Annotated in this window: 20 protein-coding genes; 11 read left to right on the plus strand and 9 right to left on the minus strand. The window is 72.5% G+C overall.

Annotated elements, in window-relative coordinates; translation table 11 throughout:
• Positions 1–18: 18 nt before the first annotated feature.
• Positions 19–915 (minus strand): DUF2188 domain-containing protein, encoded by an 897-nt coding sequence (locus Ae717Ps2_RS38120; protein WP_020624142.1) that lies wholly within the window; start codon positions 913–915, stop codon positions 19–21.
• 102 nt (positions 916–1,017) lie between these two features.
• Positions 1,018–1,416, minus strand: coding sequence for a DoxX family protein (locus Ae717Ps2_RS06725; RefSeq protein WP_075311274.1), 399 nt, complete (start codon positions 1,414–1,416; stop codon positions 1,018–1,020).
• A 384-nt stretch (positions 1,417–1,800) separates the two neighbouring features.
• On the opposite strand from Ae717Ps2_RS06725, the gene Ae717Ps2_RS06730 reads away from it, so the two are divergent.
• Entirely contained in the window at positions 1,801–2,055 is a 255-nt protein-coding gene (locus Ae717Ps2_RS06730) for a hypothetical protein (RefSeq protein WP_020624140.1), read from the plus strand.
• Between the two features lie 94 nt (positions 2,056–2,149).
• Here Ae717Ps2_RS06730 and Ae717Ps2_RS06735 read toward each other — a convergent pair whose 3' ends face one another.
• A complete protein-coding gene (locus tag Ae717Ps2_RS06735) occupies positions 2,150–3,601 on the minus strand; it encodes a glutamate synthase subunit beta (protein WP_020624139.1) in 1,452 nt (483 codons plus the stop codon).
• Positions 3,594–8,075: a glutamate synthase large subunit gene (gene gltB, locus Ae717Ps2_RS06740; RefSeq protein WP_369804868.1), complete on the minus strand. Its 4,482-nt coding sequence runs from the start codon at positions 8,073–8,075 to the stop codon at positions 3,594–3,596. The genes Ae717Ps2_RS06735 and gltB overlap by 8 nt, the downstream gene beginning before the upstream one ends.
• Positions 8,076–8,663: 588 nt before the next feature.
• Here gltB and Ae717Ps2_RS06745 point away from each other — a divergent pair.
• The gene (locus Ae717Ps2_RS06745; protein WP_075311275.1) at positions 8,664–9,482 is read left to right on the plus strand and encodes a (2Fe-2S)-binding protein; all 819 of its coding nucleotides are present in this window, start codon (positions 8,664–8,666) and stop codon (positions 9,480–9,482) included.
• 128 nt (positions 9,483–9,610) lie between these two features.
• Here Ae717Ps2_RS06745 and Ae717Ps2_RS06750 read toward each other — a convergent pair whose 3' ends face one another.
• Genes Ae717Ps2_RS06750 through Ae717Ps2_RS06760 form a run of 3 tightly spaced genes read right to left on the minus strand, consistent with a single transcriptional unit; the run spans position 9,611 to position 11,117 of the window.
• Entirely contained in the window at positions 9,611–9,973 is a 363-nt protein-coding gene (locus Ae717Ps2_RS06750) for an Asp23/Gls24 family envelope stress response protein (protein WP_075311276.1), read from the minus strand.
• Positions 9,970–10,542: a hypothetical protein gene (locus tag Ae717Ps2_RS06755; RefSeq protein WP_020625708.1), complete on the minus strand. Its 573-nt coding sequence runs from the start codon at positions 10,540–10,542 to the stop codon at positions 9,970–9,972. The genes Ae717Ps2_RS06750 and Ae717Ps2_RS06755 overlap by 4 nt, the downstream gene beginning before the upstream one ends.
• Entirely contained in the window at positions 10,533–11,117 is a 585-nt protein-coding gene (locus Ae717Ps2_RS06760; protein WP_233147472.1) for an RNA polymerase sigma factor, read from the minus strand. Before Ae717Ps2_RS06760 ends, Ae717Ps2_RS06755 begins: the two co-directional genes overlap by 10 nt.
• A gap of 174 nt (positions 11,118–11,291) precedes the next feature.
• Between Ae717Ps2_RS06760 and Ae717Ps2_RS06765 the strand changes: the two genes are divergently transcribed.
• From Ae717Ps2_RS06765 to Ae717Ps2_RS06800, 9 genes are all read left to right on the plus strand, one after another.
• Positions 11,292–11,465: a CsbD family protein gene (locus Ae717Ps2_RS06765; RefSeq protein ID WP_020625706.1), complete on the plus strand. Its 174-nt coding sequence runs from the start codon at positions 11,292–11,294 to the stop codon at positions 11,463–11,465.
• A gap of 74 nt (positions 11,466–11,539) precedes the next feature.
• Positions 11,540–11,857 (plus strand): hypothetical protein, encoded by a 318-nt coding sequence (locus Ae717Ps2_RS06770; RefSeq protein WP_075311278.1) that lies wholly within the window; start codon positions 11,540–11,542, stop codon positions 11,855–11,857.
• A gap of 213 nt (positions 11,858–12,070) precedes the next feature.
• On the plus strand, positions 12,071–13,549 hold the full coding sequence (gene tig, locus Ae717Ps2_RS06775; protein WP_075311279.1) for a trigger factor: 1,479 nt from the start codon (positions 12,071–12,073) through the stop codon (positions 13,547–13,549).
• A 294-nt stretch (positions 13,550–13,843) separates the two neighbouring features.
• Positions 13,844–14,440: an ATP-dependent Clp protease proteolytic subunit gene (locus tag Ae717Ps2_RS06780; RefSeq protein WP_043280209.1), complete on the plus strand. Its 597-nt coding sequence runs from the start codon at positions 13,844–13,846 to the stop codon at positions 14,438–14,440.
• Between the two features lie 29 nt (positions 14,441–14,469).
• On the plus strand, positions 14,470–15,132 hold the full coding sequence (locus tag Ae717Ps2_RS06785; RefSeq protein ID WP_051050275.1) for an ATP-dependent Clp protease proteolytic subunit: 663 nt from the start codon (positions 14,470–14,472) through the stop codon (positions 15,130–15,132).
• Positions 15,133–15,303: 171 nt separating this feature from the next.
• Entirely contained in the window at positions 15,304–16,593 is a 1,290-nt protein-coding gene (gene clpX / locus Ae717Ps2_RS06790; RefSeq protein ID WP_075311281.1) for an ATP-dependent Clp protease ATP-binding subunit ClpX, read from the plus strand.
• A gap of 135 nt (positions 16,594–16,728) precedes the next feature.
• Positions 16,729–18,114 carry an OFA family MFS transporter gene (locus tag Ae717Ps2_RS06795; protein WP_075333143.1) on the plus strand — a complete coding sequence of 462 codons (1,386 nt, stop codon included), beginning with the start codon at positions 16,729–16,731 and terminating at the stop codon, positions 18,112–18,114.
• Positions 18,111–18,257: a hypothetical protein gene (locus tag Ae717Ps2_RS37235; protein WP_020625699.1), complete on the plus strand. Its 147-nt coding sequence runs from the start codon at positions 18,111–18,113 to the stop codon at positions 18,255–18,257. Before Ae717Ps2_RS06795 ends, Ae717Ps2_RS37235 begins: the two co-directional genes overlap by 4 nt.
• A 66-nt stretch (positions 18,258–18,323) precedes the next feature.
• A complete protein-coding gene (locus Ae717Ps2_RS06800) occupies positions 18,324–19,868 on the plus strand; it encodes an alkaline phosphatase (protein ID WP_075311285.1) in 1,545 nt (514 codons plus the stop codon).
• Between the two features lie 577 nt (positions 19,869–20,445).
• Here Ae717Ps2_RS06800 and Ae717Ps2_RS06805 read toward each other — a convergent pair.
• Both Ae717Ps2_RS06805 and Ae717Ps2_RS06810 read right to left on the minus strand, forming a co-directional pair.
• Positions 20,446–21,960 carry an MFS transporter gene (locus tag Ae717Ps2_RS06805; protein ID WP_075311287.1) on the minus strand — a complete coding sequence of 505 codons (1,515 nt, stop codon included), beginning with the start codon at positions 21,958–21,960 and terminating at the stop codon, positions 20,446–20,448.
• 95 nt (positions 21,961–22,055) lie between these two features.
• The gene (locus Ae717Ps2_RS06810) at positions 22,056–22,478 is read right to left on the minus strand and encodes a PPOX class F420-dependent oxidoreductase (RefSeq protein WP_075311289.1); all 423 of its coding nucleotides are present in this window, start codon (positions 22,476–22,478) and stop codon (positions 22,056–22,058) included.
• Positions 22,479–22,521 lie beyond the last annotated feature (43 nt).

The following is a 22,521-nucleotide window of genomic DNA, read 5'->3' on the forward strand; positions in this document are numbered from 1 at the left end:
TCGTGGTACTGCGGGGACTCAGCGGCCGGTGGCCTTGTGGGTCCCGCGCTGGAACAGCTTGCCCGCGCGCGCGGTGACCGCACCGGTCACGCCGAACGCGGTGGCGACCGCCCCGGCGGCGACGCGGCTGGTGAACCGGATCGGGTTCAGCGGCTTGTAGACGCGCAGGGCGAAGTCGTCGAGCTGCGAGGCGGCACGCTCACCGTTCTCGTACAGCCTGCGGGCCAGGCGGGCCCCCTGGTCGTCGAGGTCGTCCTCGACGCGAGCGCTCACCCGTGCGGCCCGGTCCGCGGTGCGCACCGCGGACTCGGCGCCCTGGTCGGCGACGGCCTTGACGGTCTCGGCGGATCGCTCCGCGGACGCCCGGGCCTCGCCGGCGACCTGCTTGCCGGTCCGCTCGGCGGTGCCGGCGAGCTGCTCACCGGTGGCCTTGGCCGCCCGGGCCGCGGCCTTGCCGGCGTTCTTCGGGGCCTTGCCGTTCGTGTTGACCTTGCGCGCCTCGGCGGCCACCGTGTCGGCGCCCTCCTTGACTGCGTCGGCGGCCTTCGAAACGCCGTCACCGGTCTCGCCGGCGACCTTCTTGGCGGTCGTCCGGGTGTCGGAGCCGATCGAGTCGGCGGCCTTCCCGGTCGTGTCCGCGGCCTTCGACGCGGTGTCCTTGACCGCGGCGGCGGTGGCGCCCGCGGCGGCTTTCGTGGCGGTGCCGGCGTCGGCGTCGGGCTCGATGGAGCGGCGCTCGCGCACCGAGCCGTCGGTACCGTGGACGACGAGGTTGCCGCCGCCGTCGTTGGCGATGATCTCCACCGCCCGGGTGATGGCCTCGGCCTGGGTGCTCGTACGGGCACTCGGGCGTCGGGCGTCTTCCTTCTCGACGGTCCAGCCGTCGTCGACCGGCTTGACGTGGCGGTCGGCCATGGCGGGTTCCTCCCCTGTACGGGACTGACTGGGCGAACCGGGGTATCCGGAACGGTCTTCTCCCGTTGGGCATGCCCGACGATCGCTGAGCGTAAACGCAGGTCAGCGATGCGTGGTGAGCGTCTCGTTCCGTCGCGTGACCGCGATCACGGCAGCCAGGGCGCCGAGGACGAGGGGCGTGACGACGAGTACCCCGCCGTGCAGGACGAAGGCTTGGGTGAGCGCCGCACCGATCATCAGCAGGACGAGCCCGGTGGCGGCCGGGGCGGCGAGGCGCGGGATGCACAGCCCGATCCCGCCGGCCAGTTCGAGGAAGGCGACGACGTAGCGCAGCCACTGGCCGAGGCCGATCCCGTCGAAGATCGCGACGGCGAACGGGTCGCCCCAGAACTTCGGCAGGGCAGAGGCCAGGACGAAGAACAGTCCGAGCAGGATCTGGAGCACCCACAGTGCGCGGTGCGCGGCGACCGGCATGCGGCGGGTGGGGGAGGGGGTGGTCATGGTGCCTCCGTGAGCACGGCCCCGGCGGCTCCGGGGCGCTCACCACCTATGACCGGCGGGCCCCGGCGATCTCATCGGTCGCGCGGGCGGGGACTACACCACCGGGCATCGGGCCCGCGGCGCGTGGCCGCGGTACCCGATGACCCGATGGTGCCCGGCATCGACAGGGGCTCCCGGTTCTGCAGATGCCGGTCACGGGGTTCAACGCCCGACCTGCCGTCGGGTTGTGGGTGCAGTGGTCCTTGTCTTGCCCGCCACCGTGAGCGGCGCCGCGCCCGCGACGGGCGGGAGCAGCTCGCGGTGGGCGTCCGATGAGGAGCAGTGCGTCACGACCGCCGGTAGAAGACCGGCGACGGACGGAGTGACGCAGGCCATACTGGTCACATGCGTGATGAGCGGTGGCGGGTCGAGGTCGGTACGGAGAACGCGGCGTGGCTGGCGACGGAGTGCCGCACCGCGTTGCTGGCCCGGGAGTACCGGCCGGTCGACGTGGGCGACGGCGTCGTCGAGTTCGACCGGCTCGCGCTCGGCGCGATCCGCGAGCTCGGCGAGGAGGAGGACGGCTACATCTCCGACGACGCCGAGGGCGTGCGGATCTGGATCGGCGACGACGCCTTCGAGCTGATCCGCATGGACTGACCGGACGGACATCCGGACGGACGCCCCGACATACACCCGGACACACGCGAGGGGCCCGGCCGGTGCGGCCGGGCCCCTCGGGGTGCGTACGACGTCAGGCGATCTGCCGGTCACCCGGGTTGATCGGGCGGGGCAGGACGGAGCGGCCGGTGAGCCACTCGTCCACACCCGCTGCCGCGGAGCGGCCCTCGGCGATGGCCCACACGATCAGCGACTGGCCGCGGCCGATGTCACCGGCGACGAACACGCCGTCGACCGAGGACATGTAGCGCTCGTCGCGGGCGACGTTGCCGCGCTCGTCGAGGTCGACCTGGAGGTCGTTCAGCAGGGCGCCCTTCTCCGGGCCGACGAAGCCCATCGCGAGCAGCACCAGCTGCGCCGGGAGCTCCCGCTCGGTGCCCTCGACGGGCTCGAAGCCGGACTCCCCGCGCTTCACCTCGACGATCCGGATGCCGGCGAGCTTGCCGTCGGCGTCCTTCACGAACTCGGTCGTGTTGACCGAGAACAGCCGCTCGCCGCCCTCCTCGTGGGCCGAGGAGACGCGGTAGACCATGGGGTAGGTCGGCCACGGCATGTTCTCGGTGCGGTGCTCCGGCGGGGTCGGCATGATCTCCAGCTGGGTCACCGAGCGCGCACCCTGACGGTGCGAGGTGCCCAGGCAGTCGGCGCCGGTGTCACCGCCGCCGATGATCACGACGTCCTTGCCCTCGGCGGAGATGGGCGGTGCGTCGAGGTCGCCCTGCTGCACGTGGTTGGCCCACGGCAGGAACTCCATCGCCTGGTAGACGCCCTCGGCGTCGCGGCCCTCGGCGGGCAGGTCGCGCCACGCCGTCGCGCCGCCGGCGAGGACGACCGCGTCGAAGTCGGCGCGCAGCTGCTCGACGGTGATGTCGGTGCCGACGTCGACCGAGGCCCGGAAGTGGGTGCCCTCGGCGACCATCTGCTCCAGGCGCCGGTCCAGGCGCGCCTTCTCCATCTTGAACTCGGGGATGCCGTAGCGCAGCAGCCCGCCGATGCGGTCGGCCCGCTCGAACACGACGACGTCGTGCCCGACCCGGGTCAGCTGCTGGGCGGCGGCCAGCCCGGCCGGCCCGGACCCGACGACGGCGACCTTCTTCCCGGTCTTCACCTCCGGGACCATCGGGGGCACCCAGCCCTCGTCCCACGCCTTGTCGATGATCTCGATCTCGACCTGCTTGATCGTGACCGCGTCGTCGTTGATGGCGAGCACGCACGCCGCCTCGCACGGGGCGGGGCACAGCGTCCCGGTGAACTCCGGGAAGTTGTTCGTGGCGTGCAGCCGCTCGATCGCCTCGCGCCAGTCCCGGCGGTAGACCAGGTCGTTCCACTCGGGGATGAGGTTCCCCAGCGGACAGCCCTGGTGACAGAACGGGATGCCGCAGTTCATGCAGCGCCCGGCCTGCTTCTCGAGGGTCTGCTTCGGGAAGTCCTCGTAGACCTCGCGCCAGTCCATCAGCCGCAGGTCCACCGGCCGCCGGGTCGGCGTCTGCCGGGGAGTGGTCATGAAGCCCTTGGGGTCACCCATGAGCAGCCTCCATGATCGCCTGGTTGACATCGCGGCCCTCGCGCTCGGCGTTCTCCGTCGCGAGCAGCACGCGCTTGTAGTCCTTGGGCATGACCTTGCCGAACCGCTCGACCGCGTTGTCCCAGTCGGTGAGCAGCGCGTGCGCCACCGCGGAGCCGGTCTCGGCGTGGTGCCGCTCGACGAGGTCGTGCACGATCGACCGGTCCTCGTCCGCGAGCGGGTCGAGGTCGACCATCTCCGGGTTGACCCGGTTGCGGTCGACGTCGAGCAGGTAGGCGACGCCACCGGACATGCCGGCGGCGAAGTTCCGCCCGGTCCGCCCGAGGACGACGACCCGGCCACCGGTCATGTACTCGCAGCCGTGGTCACCGACGCCCTCGACGACGGCCACCGCACCCGAGTTCCGGACGCAGAACCGCTCGCCGACGACACCGCGGATGAACATCTCGCCCGAGGTCGCGCCGTAGCCGATCACGTTGCCGGCGATGACGTTCTCCTCGGCGGGGAACGGCGACGACGGGTCCGGCCGCAGGGTCAGCCGGCCACCGGACAGCCCCTTGCCGAAGTAGTCGTTGGTGTCGCCCACCAGCCGCAGCGTGATGCCCTTGGGCACGAACGCACCGAAGCTCTGGCCGGCCGAGCCGGTCAGCGTGATGTCGATCGTGTCGTCGGGCAGGCCCTTGCCGCCGTGTGCCCGGGTCAGCTCGGACCCGAGCATCGTGCCGACGGTGCGGTTGACGTTGCGCACCGGCAGGTCCAGCCGGACCCGGTCGCCGTTGCGCAGTGCGCCCTCGGCCAGCTGGATCATGGTGTTGTCCAGCGCCTTGTCCAGGCCGTGGTCCTGCTCGCGGGTCCGCTTGCGCGGCGCGTCGTCCGGCACGTCGGCGATCTTGAAGATCGGCGAGAGGTCCAGGTGCTTGGACTTCCAGTGCTGGGCCGCGGTGTCGACGTCGAGCACGTCGGCCCGGCCGATCGCCTCGTCGAGCGAGCGGAAGCCCAGCTCGGCGAGGATCTCGCGAACCTCCTGCGCGACGAACCGCATGAAGTTCACGACGTACTCGGCCTTGCCGTTGAACTTCTTGCGCAGCTCCGGGTTCTGCGTCGCGACGCCGACCGGACAGGTGTCGAGGTGACAGACGCGCATCATGATGCAGCCCGACACGACCAGCGGGGCGGTCGCGAAGCCGTACTCCTCGGCGCCGAGCAGCGCCGCGATGACGACGTCACGGCCGGTCTTGAGCTGGCCGTCGGCCTGCACCGTGATCCGGTCGCGCAGCCCGTTGGCCATCAGCGTCTGCTGGGTCTCGGCCAGGCCGAGCTCCCAGGGGCCGCCGGCGTGCTTGATCGAGGACAGCGGCGAGGCGCCGGTGCCGCCGTCGTGGCCCGAGATCAGCACGACGTCGGAGTGCGCCTTGGACACACCGGCCGCCACGGTCCCGACGCCGACCTGGGACACCAGCTTCACGTGGATGCGGGCCCGCGGGTTGGCGTTCTTCAGGTCGTGGATGAGCTGCTTGATGTCCTCGATCGAGTAGATGTCGTGGTGCGGCGGCGGCGAGATGAGGCCGACGCCCGGCGTCGAGTACCGAGTGGTCGCGATCCACGGGTAGACCTTGCTGCCGGGCAGCTGACCGCCCTCACCGGGCTTGGCGCCCTGGGCGATCTTGATCTGGATGTCGTCGGCGTTGACCAGGTACTCGGAGGTGACGCCGAACCGGCCGGACGCCGCCTGCTTGACCGCACTGCGCCGCGAGTCGCCGTTGGGGTCCGGGGTGAAGCGGTCCGGGTCCTCGCCGCCCTCACCGGTGTTGGACCGGCCGCCGATGCGGTTCATCGCGATCGCCAGGGTCTCGTGCATCTCCTGGGAGATCGAGCCGTAGGAGATCGCGCCGGTCGCGAACCGGGTCATGATCGACTCGATCGACTCGACCTCGTCGATCGACACGGGCTCGCGCCCGTCCTTGAAGCGGAACAGGCCGCGCAGCGTCATCAGCCGCTTCGCCTGGTCGTCGACGGCCTTCGTGTACTCCTTGAAGACCTCGTACTTCCCGGCCCGGGTGGAGTGCTGCAGCTTGAAGACGGTCTGCGGGTTGAACAGGTGCAGCTCGCCCTCGCGGCGCCACTGGTACTCGCCGCCGACCGGCAGCGCCCGGTGCGAGGCACGGACGTCGTCGGCGGGGTAGGCGCGCCGGTGGTGGGCCAGGACCTCCTCGGCGAGGACGTCGAAGCCGACGCCGCCGATCCGCGACGCGGTGCCGCGGAAGGCCGCGTCGATGACCTCGGAGCCCAGGCCGACGGCCTCGAAGATCTGCGCACCGGTGTAGGACGCGACCGTCGAGACGCCCATCTTCGACATGGTCTTGCGGACACCCTTGCCGAGCGCCTTGACCAGGTTCTTCGCCGCGGTCGGGCCGTCGACGCCGGGGATGTCGCCGCGCTCGGCGAGGTCCTCGACCGTGGCCATCGCCAGGTACGGGTTCACCGCGGAGGCGCCGTAGCCCAGCAGCAGCGCGATGTGGTGGACCTCGCGGGCGTCCGCGGACTCCACGACCAGCCCGACCCGGGTACGCGAGCGCTCCCGGACCAGGTGGTGGTGCACGGTGCCGGTGAGCAGCAGCGACGGGATCGGCGCGTGCTCGGCGTCCACCCCGCGCTGGGACAGCACGATCAGGCGGGCCCCGTTCTCGATCGCGCGGGACACCTCCTGCTTGATCTCGGCCAGCCGCGAGAGCATGCCCTTGCCGCCGTCGCGGGCGGTGAAGGTGCCGCGGACGACGTGCGAGGCGAAGCCGGGGAACTCCCCGTCGTCGTTGATGTGGACGATCTTCGCCAGGTCGTCGTTGGTCAGCACCGGGAACGGCACGACGATGGTCCGACAGTGCGCCGGCGTCGCGTCGAGCAGGTTCTGCTCCGGCCCGAGCTGGCTGAACAGCGAGGTGACGAGCTCCTCGCGGATCGCGTCCAGCGGCGGGTTGGTGACCTGGGCGAACAGCTGGATGAAGTAGTCGTAGAGCTGGCGCGGGCGCTCGGCGATCGCGGCGAGCGGCGCGTCGTTGCCCATCGAGCCGATCGGCTCGGCCCCGGACACCGCCATCGGGCGGAGCAGGACGTTGAGCTCCTCCTCGGTGTAGCCGAGGGCCTGCTGGCGCAGGTTGAGCGTCTCGTGGGTCGGGGTCTCGCGGGTACGGGCGGGCAGCTCGTCGAGCCGGATCAGGCCGGCGTGCAGCCAGTCGGCGTACGGGTGCTCGGCCGCCAGCGCGCCCTTCACCTCGTCGTCGTCGACGATCTTGCCGAGCTCGGTGTCGATGAGGAACATCCGGCCCGGCTCGAGGCGGCCCTTGCGGACGACCTTGTCGGGCGCGACGTCCAGCACGCCGACCTCGGAGGCGAGCACGACCAGGCCGTCCTCGGTGACCCAGTAGCGGGCCGGGCGCAGGCCGTTGCGGTCGAGGACCGCACCGATCCGGGTGCCGTCGGTGAACGCCACCAGGGCCGGTCCGTCCCACGGCTCCATCAGGGTGGAGTGGTACTCGTAGAACGCCCGCCGGGCGGGGTCCAGCTCGGTGTTGTGCTCCCAGGCCTCCGGGATCATCATCAGCACCGCGTGCGGCAGGCTGCGACCGGACAGGTGCAGCAGCTCCAGGACCTCGTCGAAGGTGGCCGAGTCCGACGCGTCCGGGGTGACGATCGGGGTCAGCCGCGACAGGTCGCCGGGCAGGTTCGCGGACTCCAGCAGCGACTCGCGGGCCGCCATCCAGTTCCGGTTGCCGCGCAGCGTGTTGATCTCACCGTTGTGCGCCACGTAGCGGAACGGGTGCGCCAGCGGCCACGCCGGGAACGTGTTCGTCGAGAAGCGCGAGTGCACGATCGCCAGCGCGGAGGTCACGCGCTCGTCGTTCAGGTCGGGGTAGAACGCCGCGACCTGCGGCTCGGCGAGCATGCCCTTGTAGATGACGGTGCGCGGCGACAGCGACGGGAAGTAGGTCTCGGTGTCGTGCTCGACCCGCTTCCGGAAGCAGAACGCGCGGCGCTCCAGGTCGATGCCGGCGGGCGCGCTCTCCGGGGCGTCCCCGGTCAGCTCCACGCCACCGACGAACAGCTGCCGGAAGCCCGGCATGGCGTTCCGGGCGATGGAGCCCAGGTCCGCGGCGTCGGGGTCGGTCGGGAGCTCGCGCCACCCGAGGACCGTGAGGTCCTCCTCGGCGGCGAGCGCGTCGATCCGCTCGATCGCCGCGGCGGCCTCGGCCTCGTCACGCGGCAGCATCGCGATGCCGGTGGCGTAGGCGCCCTCCGCGGGCAGGTCGAAGTCGGTGACCTCGCGGTAGAACGCGTCCGGGACCTGGATCAGGATCCCGGCACCGTCACCGGTGTTGTACTCGGCGCCACGTGCACCGCGGTGCTCCAGTCGCAGCAGGGCCTCGATGGCCTTCTGCACGATGGCGTGGCTGCGCTTGCCGGTGACGTCGGCCAACATGGCCACACCGCAGGCGTCGTGCTCGTGATCGGCGGCGTAGAGCCCACCGGGCGAGGGGCGACGCGTCTGGTCACTGATCGCGGCCAACTGCTCCTCCTGTCGTCTCGGTGCACCTGGAGCCACCCGCATCGGACGACCCGGACAGGCAAGCTCGCTGCGGTCCGAAAAGGGTTCTCAGAGTACAGCGCGCAGCCCGAGTGGGACGTGCGACGAGGGCCGTTCAGGTGCACCGTGCCGCCGGGTGGGTGACCGGCGGACGGAATCTTCCTCCGGGCACGCCGAGCGGCCGGGCGCTGACTTCCAGTACCCGGCCGTTCCTGCGGCACGGTTCGACCGCACACCCCGGCGAGTGCGGTCTGGCGAGTGCACAGAGTCGCACGTCGCAACCGTGGTGCGCTACTGAGAGCGGCCCACCTGTCCCGTGATGTGGATCGCTGACCATGCGAGCAGGTCAACGTTGCCGTCCCGTGTCCGGACGGTGAGCCGAGCGTGACCATCCGTCGGGAAGTGCCGTCTACTGCGTGGGATCGCCGTGCGGGAGCGGGTCGTTACGCGCCGCGTCCCGGGAACCGGGGGAGACTGGGCGCGATGAACGCGTCGCCGCACACGCCCGCCGCCGGGCCGCCGCCGTCCTCACCCGACCGGGTGTCCGACGAACGGGTCGCCGCGGTGCTCGCCGATGTCGCCACGATCGGTCCCTGGTTCGCGGTGGCGACGCCCGCCGCGTCCGGCACCGTCCGGTGGGACGCGCTCTACGCCGCGCCCGTGGTCGGTGGCCCGGACCCGCTCGGCCGGCGGATCGACGAGGTCACCACCGCGCTCGGCGGGGACCGGCGGGTCGGGGCATCGGTCGCGGTGATGGGGCTCGCGGCGCGGATCGTGTCCATGCCCTTCGCGGCCGTGGCCCTGCACGGTGTCCTCCCGTCGCTCGGGGAGCTGCGCCGGGACCCGGGCGCAGCCGACCCGTGGGCGGCCGCCCTGCCCGCCGGGACCACCGGCATCGCCACCCCGGACGTCGCCGTCGACCCGGCGGGCGCCGCGGACCTGCTCGCCCGGGAGCTCGCCGACGCCCATCTGGAGCCGCTGTACGCCGCCGTCGCCGTCCGCGCCGCGGTGTCGCCGCGGGTGCTGCGCGGCAACGTGGTGTCCTCGATCGGCGGGGCGGCGCGGGTCATGGAGGCCGTGCGGCGCCCGGACCGGCGTCGGTACCTGGCCCTGCTCGACGCGCTCGTCGACCACCCGGTGCTGCGCGGGCCGTTGCCCTCGGGGGCGACCGGGCGCCTGCTCCGTCTCGACGACACCGACCCGGACACCGAGTGGGCGTTCCGGCGCCGCTCCTGCTGCCTCTACGTCCGCGCCCCCGGCGGCGGGACCTGCGGCGACTGCGTGCTCGCCGGCCGCGCCTGACCGGGACACCGCACCGCCCCCGGACACCGCCCCCCGGCACCGCCCCGTCCTCCGGCGCGGCCCGGCAGCGCCCCGGGTCGCAGGCAGCGCAGGCGGCGCAGGCGTGCCAGGGCGGCGCCGGGCGGAGCTCAGGCCGGCAGCACGATGTCGGCGACGGTGACCCGCACCCGGGCGTCGAGGCCGCACACCGTCGCGACCTCCTCGGCCACCTCCCGGCGCACCCGTTCGGCCAGCTCGGCGCAGTTCGTGCCGAACCGCACACCCACCGTCACCCGGATCTCGGCCTCGTGCCCGTGCACCGACGCGACCAGGCCCTGCACCCGCAGCTCCTCGGGCACCGGGTCGCGGGGCAGCCAGTCCGCGGCCAGTCCCAGCAGGGTGTGCGCGACGTCGCCCATCAGCGCCACGACCCCCGGGACCCGCCGGACCCGTCGCGCCGCCACCCGCGCGACGGCCAGGTCGGAGACGGACACCGTCGTCGGCCCGCTCATGCCGGCTCCTCCCAGAGGTCCTCGACGAGGATGTCCACCCCGGCGATCGGCACGCCGAGCGTGCGGTCCCCGGCCGAGATCATCATCTGCCGGACGCGGGCGGTGACCGACGCGAGGTCGACGCCGAACCGCGCGGCGACCGTCACCCGCACCCACACCGCGGGCGGGCCGTCCGCGGAACCGTCCGGGTCGCGGAGCTGCTCGATCCGGCAGCGGCGGGCCCGCAGCCCGTCCATCGTGTCCACGACGTGGCGCAGCGCCGCCTCGGCGGTTGGCCTGCCGAGCCACGCGTCCGGGCCGAGGGTGAGCAGCTCGTGCGGGCGCAGGTCCGCGACGACCGCGCCCATCACCTGTTCCAGCACCGACGGCGGCGGCCGCAGCGGCTCGGCCGCCATCCTCGCCACCAGCCCGCCGAGCCGGTCGTGGTCGGCGCGTGCGCGCACGCAGTGCGGACAGGTCAGCTCGTGCTCGTCGAGCACGCCCTCCTCCGCGTGGTCCCAGACGTCGGCGGCGTCCCGGCCGCAGGCCAGCGGCTCGACGCGGTCCGCCCCGGTCCTCCCTACCGCCATGCCCGCATCCTCTCCGCCAGTGCTCCGCGCGCCCGGTGGATCCGGCCGCGGACGGCGGTCTCGCCCGCCCCGGTGATCTGGGAGATCTCGCTGTAGCCCAGCCCCTCCAGCTCCCGCAGCACCCACGCCGTGCGCTGATCCTCCGGCAGCGACGCGACCGCCCGCGACAGTGCCGCCATCTCCGCGTCGACCTCGGCGGCCCGCTCCGGGGTGGGGGAGCGGTCGTCGGCCGGCGCGCCCGGACCGTCGTCGGTCGGGAGCGGGTCGGTCCGTCGTCTCCGCCGTGCCAGTGCGGTGCAGCGGTGGGTGACGATCCGGTACATCCAGGTGGAGAAGGCCGCCTCGCCGCGGAAGGTGCCGATCCGCCGCCAGGCGTCGATGAGCGCGTCCTGCAGGGCGTCCTCGGCGTCGGTGGCGTCGCCGAGGACCCGGACCGCGACCCGGAACAGGGCGTTCTGGTGGCGGCGGGCCAGCTCCTCGAACGCGCCGACGTCGCCGTCCTGGGCCCGGACGACCAGCGTGGTCTCGTCCAGCTCGGCCCGCGACGGCACCCGTGCCGGCTGTGCCGACGGCACGTCAGGGCTCGGTGGTCGGGCGGCCGGTGGGCCGCTGACCTGCGCGTTCACCATGGACGGCCCCGTCGGGGTGTGAGCGGTGGAAGGTGGGGGTAGTCCCCACTCGTCGAGGACGGTAGCGACCGGCGGGCACCCCCGCCCGCCGGACACGCGACCGGGAAGCAGGTGAGTTCCATGGGTCTCGGAGACAAGATCAGCAACAAGGCCGAGGAGCTGGGTGGCAAGGCCAAGGAGGCCACCGGCGAGGCGACCGACGACAAGGACCTGCAGGCCGAGGGCAAGGCCGACCAGGCCACCGGCAACCTGAAGCAGGCCGGCGAGAAGCTCAAGGACACCTTCAAGAGCTGACCCGCGCACCACGACGGCGGCGGCACCCCACAGCGGGGTGCCGCCGCCGTCGTCTGTCGCTAAGGTCCGGCCCCGTGACCGACCCCGCCGCAGGACCCGGCCCGCAGGCCGTCGCGGACGCCGTGCTGGCCCACCCCTCGGTGCTGCGCCTCGACGGCGGCCCGTTCGGCGCGATCGCGTCGTACCTGCCCGGGCACCGGGTCCAGGGTGTGCGGCTGGCCGACCCGGTCGAGATCGCCGTCGTCCTCCGGCTGGGCAGGCCCTTCGCGGAGGTCGCCGACGAGGTCGCCGACCGGGTCCGCGCCGTCCTCGGTGACGACACCCTGGCCGTGGACGTGACCGTCGCCGGCGTCGGTGCGGCCGGCGGTGTCGAGGGCCCCGCCGCACCGTGACCCGCGCCCGGGCCGTCGCACGGTGACCGGGCTCGCCTAGACTCGCGCGAGCCCCGCCGTCACCGGGCGCGTCCCACGTACCCGGCGGCCGGTGGCACGGGACGCCCGGCGCGAGAGCCGGGATCGTCCGGCGCCGGCGGGCGGGGCCACCGACCGGGGGCCGCGCGAGCCGCGGCCCGATGCATCACTCGTACCGCCCCAAGGAGTTCCACCGTGAAGAGCACCGTCGAGCACCTCAGCCCGACGCGCGTCCGGATCAACGTCGAGGTGCCGTTCGACGAGCTCAAGCCCGACTTCGACCGCGCGTACAAGAAGATCGCCCAGCAGGTCCGCATCCCCGGCTTCCGCCCGGGCAAGGCGCCGGCCCGCATCCTGGAGGCCCGGATCGGCCGTGGCCCCGTCCTGGACGAGGTCGTGAACGCCGCGATCCCGGTGAAGTACCAGGAGGCCGTGGTGACGTCCGAGGACGTCAAGCCGATCGGCCGGCCCGACATCGAGGTCACCGAGATCGCCGACGGCGAGCGCATCGCGTTCACCGCCGAGGTCGACGTCCGCCCCGAGATCACCCTCCCCGACCTGGACGGCCTGACCGTCGAGGTCGACGAGACCGAGGTGACCGAGGACGAGGTCACCGAGCAGCTCGACCAGCTGCGCGCCCGGTTCGGCACCCTGGCCGGTGTCGACCGCCCGGCGCAGAAGGGCGACTACGTCCAGATCGACCTCTCCGCCGCCGTCGACGGCACGCCGATCGAGGAGGCCACCACGACCGGCTTCTCCTACGAGGTCGGCCAGGGCGGTCTCATCGACGGCATCGACGAGGCCCTCGAGGGCATGTCGGCCGGCGAGGAGAAGACCTTCACCTCGAAGCTGGTCGCCGGCGAGCACGCGGACTCCGACGCGGAGATCACCGTCAAGGTGACCACCGTGAAGGAGCGCAACCTCCCCGACGCCGACGACGAGTTCGCCCAGCTGGCGTCGGAGTTCGACACCCTCGACGAGCTGACCGAGAACCTGCGCGAGCGCCTGGGCCGGTCCAAGCGGATGGAGCAGGCCGCGCAGGCCCGCGACCGTCTCCTGGACAAGCTCGTCGAGGACACCGAGGTGCCGCTGCCGGAGTCGGTCGTCGCGGCCGAGGTCGAGACCCGCACCCACGACGCGGTGCACGCCTTCGACCACGACGAGGACAAGTTCGGCGAGTTCCTCTCCTCGCAGGACAAGACCCGCGAGCAGTTCGACACCGAGACGCGCGAGGAGGCCGAGAAGGCCGTCCGCTACCGCCTCGTGCTCGACACCCTGGCCGACCGCGAGGAGATCTCGGTCGGGGACCAGGAGCTCACCGAGCGGATCATGTACCAGGCCCAGCAGTACGGCATGGCCCCCGAGCAGTTCGTCCAGCAGATCCAGCAGGCCGGCCAGCTCGGCGTGATCTACCAGGACGTGCGCCGCTCCAAGGCGCTGATCACCGCCGTGCGCGCGGCGACCGTCACCCTCCCGGGTGGCGAGGTCGTCGACCTGTCCGACCTGCTCGGGCCGGACGAGGACGAGACCACCGTCGAGGAGGTCCCCGCGACCGATGTGGACGGTGCCGCCGACACCGCCGACGAGGCCGCCGACACCGCCGACACCACCGCGGAGACCACCAGCGACGAGGCCTCCGACAAGGCCTCCGACAAGGCCGACGCGAAGGCCTGACCGGCCGTCGTCACCCGGCCTCGCACGACGTGCCGTGCGCTGTCGGCGAACATCGGGCGTCGTTCCCTACGCGGGGCCCCCGCTCCGCGTAGGGTCGGCCCCGAACCGGTCCCCACCGGACCGTGAACGGGTTCGCAAGACCCGACACCGGAGAACCGAGAGCGATCCAGAGGAAGACTCCGGGACCCCCTCCCACGGCGTCCGCGCCGCGGGAGCGGGCCCGACTTCGGAAAGCAGGGTGAAGTGAGCCAGCAGGACACCGGCCCGTCCGCGGGCCGCGGCACCGGGCCGCAGATGCGGTCCGGCATCAGCGCTATGTCGCTGTCCGACTCCGTGTACGACCGCCTGCTCCAGCAGCGCATCATCGTGCTCGGTCAGCAGGTGGACGCGGAGATCTCGAACCGCATCGCGGCGCAGATGCTGCTGCTCGCGGCCGAGGACCCGGACAAGGACATCGAGCTCTACATCAACTCGCCCGGTGGCTCGGTCACCGACGGCATGGCCATCTTCGACACGATGAACCTGATCCCGTGCGACGTGGCGACCACGGCGATGGGCATGGCCGCGTCGATGGGGCAGTTCCTGCTGTCGGCGGGCACCCCGGGCAAGCGCTCGGCGCTGCCGCACGCGCGGATCATGATGCACCAGCCGTCCGCCGGCGTCGGCGGCACGGAAGCCGACATCACCATCCAGGCCGAGCAGTTCCGCCGCACCAAGCGGGAGATGGCGGAGCTGATCGCCCAGCACACCGGTCAGTCGGTCGAGACCATCGAGCGTGACTCCGACCGCGACCGCTGGTTCTCCGCGCAGGAGGCCAAGGACTACGGCTTCGTCGACCACGTCGTCACGCACGCGGGCCGGATCGGCGAGCAGAACGGGAGCGCCCAGTGAGCACCTTCGACCCGCGCCACCCGGAGTCGATGACCGACCTGCGCGGCCCCGGCGGCTGGGCGCCGGACCCGGCCCGTTCCCGGTACGTGCTCCCGTCGTACGTGGAGCGCACCAGCTACGGGGTCAAGGAGTCGAACCCGTACAACAAGCTCTTCGAGGAGCGCATCATCTTCCTCGGTGAGCAGATCAACGACACCTCGGCGAACGACACCATGGCCCAGCTGCTGGTGCTCGAGTCGCTCGACCCGGACCGCGAGATCTCGCTGTACATCAACTCGCCGGGCGGGTCGTTCACGTCGCTGATGGCGATCTACGACACGATGCAGTTCATCCGGCCCGACATCCAGACCGTCTGCCTCGGGCAGGCGGCGTCGGCGGCGGCCGTGCTGCTGTGCGCCGGTACCCCGGGCCGCCGCATGGCGGTCGAGAACGCCCGCATCCTGATCCACCAGCCGGCCACCCAGGGCGTGTACGGCCAGGTGTCGGACCTGGAGATCCAGGCGGCGGAGATCTCCCGCATCCGCAAGCGGATGGAGGAGGTCATCGCGCGGCACTCCAACCGGACCGCGGAGCAGGTGCGCGAGGACATCGACCGGGACAAGATCCTCACGGCCGAGGAGGCCAAGGACTACGGCCTGGTCGACGAGATCGTGCAGAGCCGCAAGCTGTCCGGTACCGCCGGCGGCAAGTGACACCCGGGTCACCGGCGGCCGGATCCGGCCGCCGGTGACCGCCCGGCGACCCGCCGGGGAACCGGACACCGCTTCCGGTCCCCGTACGGGCCGCGGGCAGGTACCGTCAACCCGGCACGGGGCGACGGGCGCGACGCGAGAACGCCGGACCAGGACTGGGGATCGACACCTATGGCACGCATCGGCGACGGCGGGGACCTGCTCAAGTGCTCGTTCTGCGGGAAGAGCCAGAAGCAGGTCAAGAAGCTCATCGCCGGCCCCGGCGTCTACATCTGCGACGAGTGCATCGATCTCTGCAACGAGATCATCGAGGAGGAGCTGGCCGAGGCCGGTGAGGTCAAGCTCGACGAGCTGCCCAAGCCCACCGAGATCCACGAGTTCCTCGACCAGTACGTCGTCGGTCAGGCCACCACCAAGCGCACGCTGTCGGTGGCGGTCTACAACCACTACAAGCGCATCCAGGCCGGCGAGCGCAGCCGTGCCGCGGGCGGCGACGCCTCCGACGGCATCGAGATCGCCAAGTCGAACATCCTGATGCTCGGCCCCACCGGCTGCGGCAAGACCTACCTGGCGCAGACGCTGGCCAAGATGCTCAACGTCCCGTTCGCCATCGCCGACGCGACCGCCCTCACCGAGGCCGGCTACGTGGGCGAGGACGTCGAGAACATCCTGCTCAAGCTCATCCAGGCCGCCGACTACGACGTGAAGCGCGCCGAGACCGGCATCATCTACATCGACGAGGTCGACAAGATCGCGCGGAAGTCGGAGAACCCGTCGATCACCCGTGACGTGTCCGGCGAGGGCGTGCAGCAGGCGCTGCTGAAGATCATCGAGGGCACCACCGCGAGCGTCCCGCCGCAGGGCGGTCGCAAGCACCCGCACCAGGAGTTCATCCAGATCGACACGACGAACGTCCTGTTCATCGTGGCCGGCGCCTTCGCCGGGCTGGAGCGGATCATCGGCGAGCGGGTCGGGCAGTCCGGCATCGGCTTCGGCGCCGACATCCGCTCGAAGAAGGACCTGGACTCCGCGGAGCGCTTCGCGGAGACCCTCCCCGAGGACCTGATCAAGTTCGGCCTGATCCCCGAGTTCATCGGCCGGCTCCCGATCGTCGCCTCGGTGACCTCGCTCGACAAGGACGCCCTGGTCAAGATCCTGACCGAGCCGCGGAACGCCCTGGTGAAGCAGTACCGCAAGCTGTTCGAGATGGACGGCGTGGAGCTGGAGTTCGCCGAGGACGCCCTCGACGCCGTGGCCGACCAGGCGATCCTGCGTGGTACCGGCGCCCGTGGCCTGCGGGCGATCATGGAGGAGGTCCTCCTCCCGGTGATGTACGACATCCCCAGCCGCGACGACGTGGCGAAGGTCGTCGTGACCGCCCAGACGGTGAAGGACAACGTCAACCCGACGATCGTCCCGCGCCAGCCGCAGCGCCGGGAGCGCCGCGACCGCTCGGCCTGAGCCGCCGCACGCACCGACCCGACGCCGGTCCCACCAGCAGGTGGGACCGGCGTTGTCGTATCGAGACCGGCTCGGGTTGCCGCACCCTTCCGCACTACTTAGCGTTGCTCCGTCAACAGTCGACGGAGGGGCGAGATGTCCGGATTTCTCACGCGTGAGCGCATCGTCGCTCCACCCGGATGGAGCCGTTGGCTCGTCCCACCGGCGGCGCTGTCCATCCACCTGGCGATCGGCCAGGTCTACGCCTGGAGCGTCTTCAAGACCCCGCTGGCGACCGCGCTCAACCTGTCGGGCGTCGCCACGGCGCTGCCCTTCACCCTCGGCATCATCATGCTGGGGCTGTCCTCGGCGCTGTTCGGCACGAAGGTCGACAGCAACGGCCCGCGCTGGGCGATGGTCGTCGCGTCGAGCTGCTTCGTCGCCGGGTTCCTCATCTCGGGTCTCGGCCTCTACGCCGAGCAGTACTGGCTGGTCGTGCTGGGCTACGGCTTCGTCGGCGGCATCGGCCTGGGCATCGGCTACATCTCGCCGGTCTCCACGCTGATCAAGTGGTTCCCGGACCGCCCCGGCCTGTCCACCGGCCTGGCGATCATGGGTTTCGGCGGTGGCGCGCTCATCGCGACCCCGCTCACCAACTCGCTGCTGTCGGCGTTCGGCGGCTCCGGTGACGACGCCACGTCCTCCGGCATCGGGTCCACGTTCCTCACGATGGGCCTGATCTACCTGGTCTTCATGTCGGTCGGCTGGATCCTCATCCGGGTGCCCGCCGAGGGCTGGACGCCGCCGGGCTGGGACCCGTCGACGGCCAGGAAGAGCGGGATGATCTCGACCGGGAACGTCTCGGCGAACAACGCGATCCGCACGCCGCAGTTCTGGCTGCTGTGGGTGGTGCTGTGCTTCAACGTCACCGCGGGCATCGGCATCCTGGAACGGGCCTCACCGATCTTCCAGGACTTCTTCGCCGAGAACGGCGCCACGGCCACCCTCGCCGCGGCGGCCGGCGGGTTCGTCGCGATCCTGTCGCTGGCGAACTCGGCCGGGCGCATCGCCTGGTCGTCGCTGTCGGACGTGCTGGGCCGCAAGAACATGTACCGCATCTACCTGGGCGTCGGCGCGCTGCTGTACCTGCTGATCACGCTGATCCCGAACCAGTCGCGGGCGCTGTTCATCGTCGCCGCGGTGCTGATCCTGTCGTTCTACGGCGCCGGGTTCGCCACCGTCCCGGCGTACCTGCGGGACCTGTTCGGCACCTACCAGGTCGGCGCGATCCACGGCCGGCTGCTGACGGCGTGGTCCACCGCGGGCGTCCTCGGGCCGCTGATCGTCAACGCGATCGCCGACGCGCGGATCGACGCCGGCGTCGAGGGCCCCGCCCGGTACACGACCGCGTTCGTCATCATGATCGTCCTGCTGGTCATCGCGTTCGTCTGCAACGAGCTGATCAAGCCGGTCGACGGGAAGTTCCACGAGCCCACGGCGGCGGCCGCCCAGGGCCCCACACAGCAGAAGGAGACCGCGTGAGCAGCGTTGCCGAGACCGGCGGGTCGTCGACCTGGGGGCCGGTGCAGTGGGTCGGCGCCGTCCTGGCCTGGTTGTGGGTCGGCGTGCCGTTCGCCTACGGGCTCTACGAGCTCGTGCTGAAGATCCCCGCGCTGTTCGGCTGAGACTTCGCTTCCCGTTCACCCGGACGGTCCGGATCGTCCTCACCCGTCCGGGTTAGAACGGCGGGCGTGGCTCTTTCCCGACGCTCCCTGTTCCGCACCGCGGCCGCCGGTGGTCTCGCCGGCGCCGCGGCCCTCGTCCTGCCGGGCACGGGTGCCGCCGCCCCCGCGCTGGTCCGCTCCGGCCGGCCGCTGCTGACCCACGGTGTCGCGGCCGGTGACGTCCGGCCCGGCTCCGGGCTCGTCTGGACGCGGGCCGACCGGCCGTCGCGGATGGTCGTCGAGGTCGCGGGCTCGCCGGACTTCCGGCGGGCACTGCGCATCCCCGGCCCGGTGCTGACCCCGGCCACCGACCTCACCGGCAAGCTGCGGGTCCCGGCGACGCGGGGGCGGGTGCACTACCGCGTCGTCGCCGAGCCGCTCGACGGCGGCCCCGCGAGCGCCCCGCTGGCCGGCTCCTTCCGGGCGGTCCCCGGCCGCGGCGAGCCGGTGCGCATCCAGTGGTCCGGCGACGTCGTCGGGCAGGGCTGGGGCATCGACCGCGCCACCGGCGGCATGCGGATCTTCTCCGCCATGGCCGACCGCGAGCCCGACCTGTTCCTGCACTCCGGCGACACCGTCTACGCCGACGGCCCGCTCACCGAGACCGTCACGCTCCCCGACGGCCGGGTGTGGCGCAACGAGATGACCGAGGCGAAGGCGAAGGTCGCCGAGACCCTCGCCGAGTTCCGCGGCCAGTTCGCCTACAACCTGCGCGACGACAACCTGCGCCGCTTCGCCGCCTCGGTCGGCCAGATCGTGCAGTGGGACGACCACGAGGTCACCAACAACTGGTACCCCGGCGAGATCCTCACCGGTGAGGTGGGGGAGCGCTACACCGAGAAGCGGGTGGACGTGCTCGCGGCCCGCGGGTTCCGCGCGTTCCACGAGTGGCAGCCGGTCGACCCGCGCACCGCCGTCGACGGACGGGTGTACCGGCGGATGCCGTTCGGCCCGCACGTCGAGGTGTTCGTGCTGGACATGCGCACCTACCGCAGCGCGAACTCCGCCAACACCGGCCGTGGCGAGCGGATCCTCGGGCAGGCCCAGGCCCGCTGGCTCGTCGACGCGCTCGCGTCGTCCCGGGCGACCTGGAAGATCGTCGCCTCGGACATGCCGATCGGGGTCCTGGTGCCCGACGGCGACACCGCCTGGGAGGCCGTCGCCAACGGCGTGCCCGGACCGCCGAGCGGGCGCGAGTCGGAGATCGCCGGGGTGCTCGCCGGGATCCGCCGGCGGCGGGTCCGCAACGTCGTGTGGGTGACCGCCGACGTGCACTACACCGCCGCCCACCACTACGCCCCCGAGCGCGCCGCGTTCACCGACTTCGACCCGTTCTGGGAGTTCGTGTCGGGCCCGCTGCACGCCGGGGCCTTCGGCCCGAACGAGCTCGACCCGACGTTCGGCCCGCGGGCGGAGTTCGTGCGCGGACCGTCCCGGCAGGGCGCGAGCCCGCTGGAGGGGTTCCAGCACTTCGGGGAGCTCGACGTCGCCCCGGACGGCGCGACCCTGGAGGTCCACCTGCGCGACCAGACCGGTGTCTCCCTCTGGACGACCACGCTCCGCCGGACCTGACGCTGTCGCCGGGGGACCGGTGACCGGTGGTCGGCCGGTGTCGGAGGGGTGGGCGGGACGGGCCGGGGCAGCCGGAGGGGCGGGACGGCCGGAGGGGCGAGAACGGGCCTGGGCGGTCGCCGTCGTGGCCCGGTCGCTGTGGTGCCCCGGGTCCCCGCCGTCCCCGGGGGCCTGCCGCGGCCTGATGACCGGCCGCCCACCGCTGGACGGCGCCGCACCCCGACCCGAGAGCCCCGCACCCCACCCGAGGTCGCCGCACCCCAGCCGAGGTCGCCGCACCCCACCCGAGGTCGCCGCACCCGTCGCGGGGGGTGCGTCAGCCACTCGCGGGGTGCGCGAGGCCCCTCCGGCCGCCTCGGCGGCGCCCGGCACCCCGGCGCGCCCGACGATGCTCGCCACCCCGGGGTGCCGTCGCGGTCCGGTACTCCGCCGCGCCCGGCGGCCTCCGGCCCTCGACCGGCAGCGACCGCCGCATCCCCGGCCGGTCGGCCGCGTTCACACCCCCTGGCCGGCGTCCACACCCGGTGCAACGGGTGTGGACGCCGGCCAGGGGGTGTGGTTGCGGGGCGGCGGCGGGTCACGCCGGAGGGGCGGCGTCCGGGTCCGTGGGCCGCCGGTCCGCGACGGCGGGTGCGGGGGCGGTGGACGTCGCGGCCAAGACGGCCGGGGGCGTCGGGACCGCGACGGGGGTGGCCGGGGCCCCGGCCGTGCGCGCACCGGTGTCGGAGGTGGTGTCCGGGTCCGTGGCGGGCGCGGCGGAGTAGGCGGCGGAGAGCCGCCGGTAGGGGCGGCTCGCCAGGGCGGCGAGGGTCAGGACCACGCCGAGGGCGCCGCAGACGACGAACACCAGGGCGATCGCACGCGCGGTGCCGGTGCCGAACCACGACCCGATCGCGGCCGCACCGGCGCCGTCGTCGCTCATGAACGGCACGACCACCAGCTCGGTGAACGGCGCCAGCAGGAATGCGGTCAGCGGCGACGCGGCCTGCTCCACGCTCTGCGCGAACCCGAAGACCCGGCCCTGCCACCCGTAGGGCACGACCCGCTGCAGCACGGTCTGCTCGGCGGCTTCGGCGAACGGCATGAGCAGCATGAACACCGCCATGCCCAGGGCCAGCAGGACGATCGAGGCGTGCAGCGGGAACAGCATCGTCGCGGCCCACAGCACGGTGTTGACCAGCAGCAGGGTCCGGACCGGGCGGCTGCCCAGCCCGATCCGGGCGACGAGCAGCCCGCCGACGATCACCCCGGCGGACAGCACGCCCCACAGCAGCCCCCAGGCCGCGACCGACATCATGGACAGGCCGTAGGGGTCCATCAGCGCCATGAACGCCCCGCCGAGCAGGTTGTTCACGCAGGAGAACGCGATCAATGCGGGCAGCCCCGGCACGCTCGCGACGAGCCGGACGGTGCCGCGCAGGTCGAGCCCGCCCCGCTCGTCGACGGTCACGGCGACGGCCGGACCGGCCGGTGCGGGCACGGCCGGGATCCGGACCCGGGCCAGGTGCAGCAGCGACGCGACGAGCACGACGAGCGCGGCGACGAGCACCGTGCGCATCCCGTCGACCGCGACGAGCAGCCCGGACGCGACCGAGGTGACCAGGAAGGACACCCCGGTCGCGGTGCCGACCAGCCCGTTGGCTCGGTCCCGGACCGGGGCCGGGACGAGCAGGGTGACCAGCGTCGGCAGCGCGATGGTGCGCAGGTTCCCGGCGATCACCCCCAGCATCAGCGCGACGACCAGCGTCCACAGCAGCGGGCTCGTGGGATCGCGGAAGGCGTCGGCGGGCGCGAGCAGGAGCAGCGCCAGGCACAGCGCGTAGACCACGGCCGACACCGCCGCCGAGACCTGCATGACCGCGCGCGTGCCGAACCGGTCGACGACCCCGCCGAACGGGATGCCGGTCAGCGCCGTCGCCACCAGGAAGATCCCGGCGATGATGCCGGTCGCCGCGACCGACCCCGTCTCCAGGAACACCCAGAACGTCACGGCGAACCACACCGTGAAGTTCACGACCGACACCACCAGGGTGCTCACCAGCAGGTGTGCGAAGACCCGTTGGGTGCCGTGCCGGAGGTCGAGCTGCGTCATGGTCCACCGTCCTCTCGGGGGACGGACCGGTGCGGTTCCCGGAAGTCATCGTCCGGAGGTGGACCCTGCGGGCTGAACCCGGCTTCAGGTCAAACTCAGGCGGTCATGTCGAGGTGCGCGATCACCTTCGTCGGGCGGATCCGGACGAGGAGCTCGCCCGGCACGCCGTTGCGCCGGCCGAACTCCTCGGCCCGGTCCGCGCCCATGTAGCGCCCGCCCAGCGCGGTGGCGGTGCGCAGGAGCTCGTCGGGGTCCCCGCTCGTCTCGGCCACACCCTGCACCTGCACGAAGGCGTACGGCGGCTCGGGCAGGTCAGCGGTGAGCACGACGCGCGGGTCGCGGACGATCGCCCTGCCCTTCGCGGAGTCGGCGCCGGTGTTGAACACGATCGCGTCGTCCTCGACGAGGAACCAGACCGGCGCGACGAGCGGACGCCCGTCCTTCGCCGTCCAGCCGAGCATGCCGGTGCGGGTGCCGTGGGTGAGGAACTCGACGACCTCGGGGGTCAGAACGGTCATGCGGGCGAGCCTAGGCCCGGAAACCGGATGACGGTGGCGTCGT

Origin of the sequence: Pseudonocardia sp. Ae717_Ps2 (genome assembly GCF_001932475.1) — a bacterium.
Lineage (GTDB): Bacteria > Actinomycetota > Actinomycetes > Mycobacteriales > Pseudonocardiaceae > Pseudonocardia.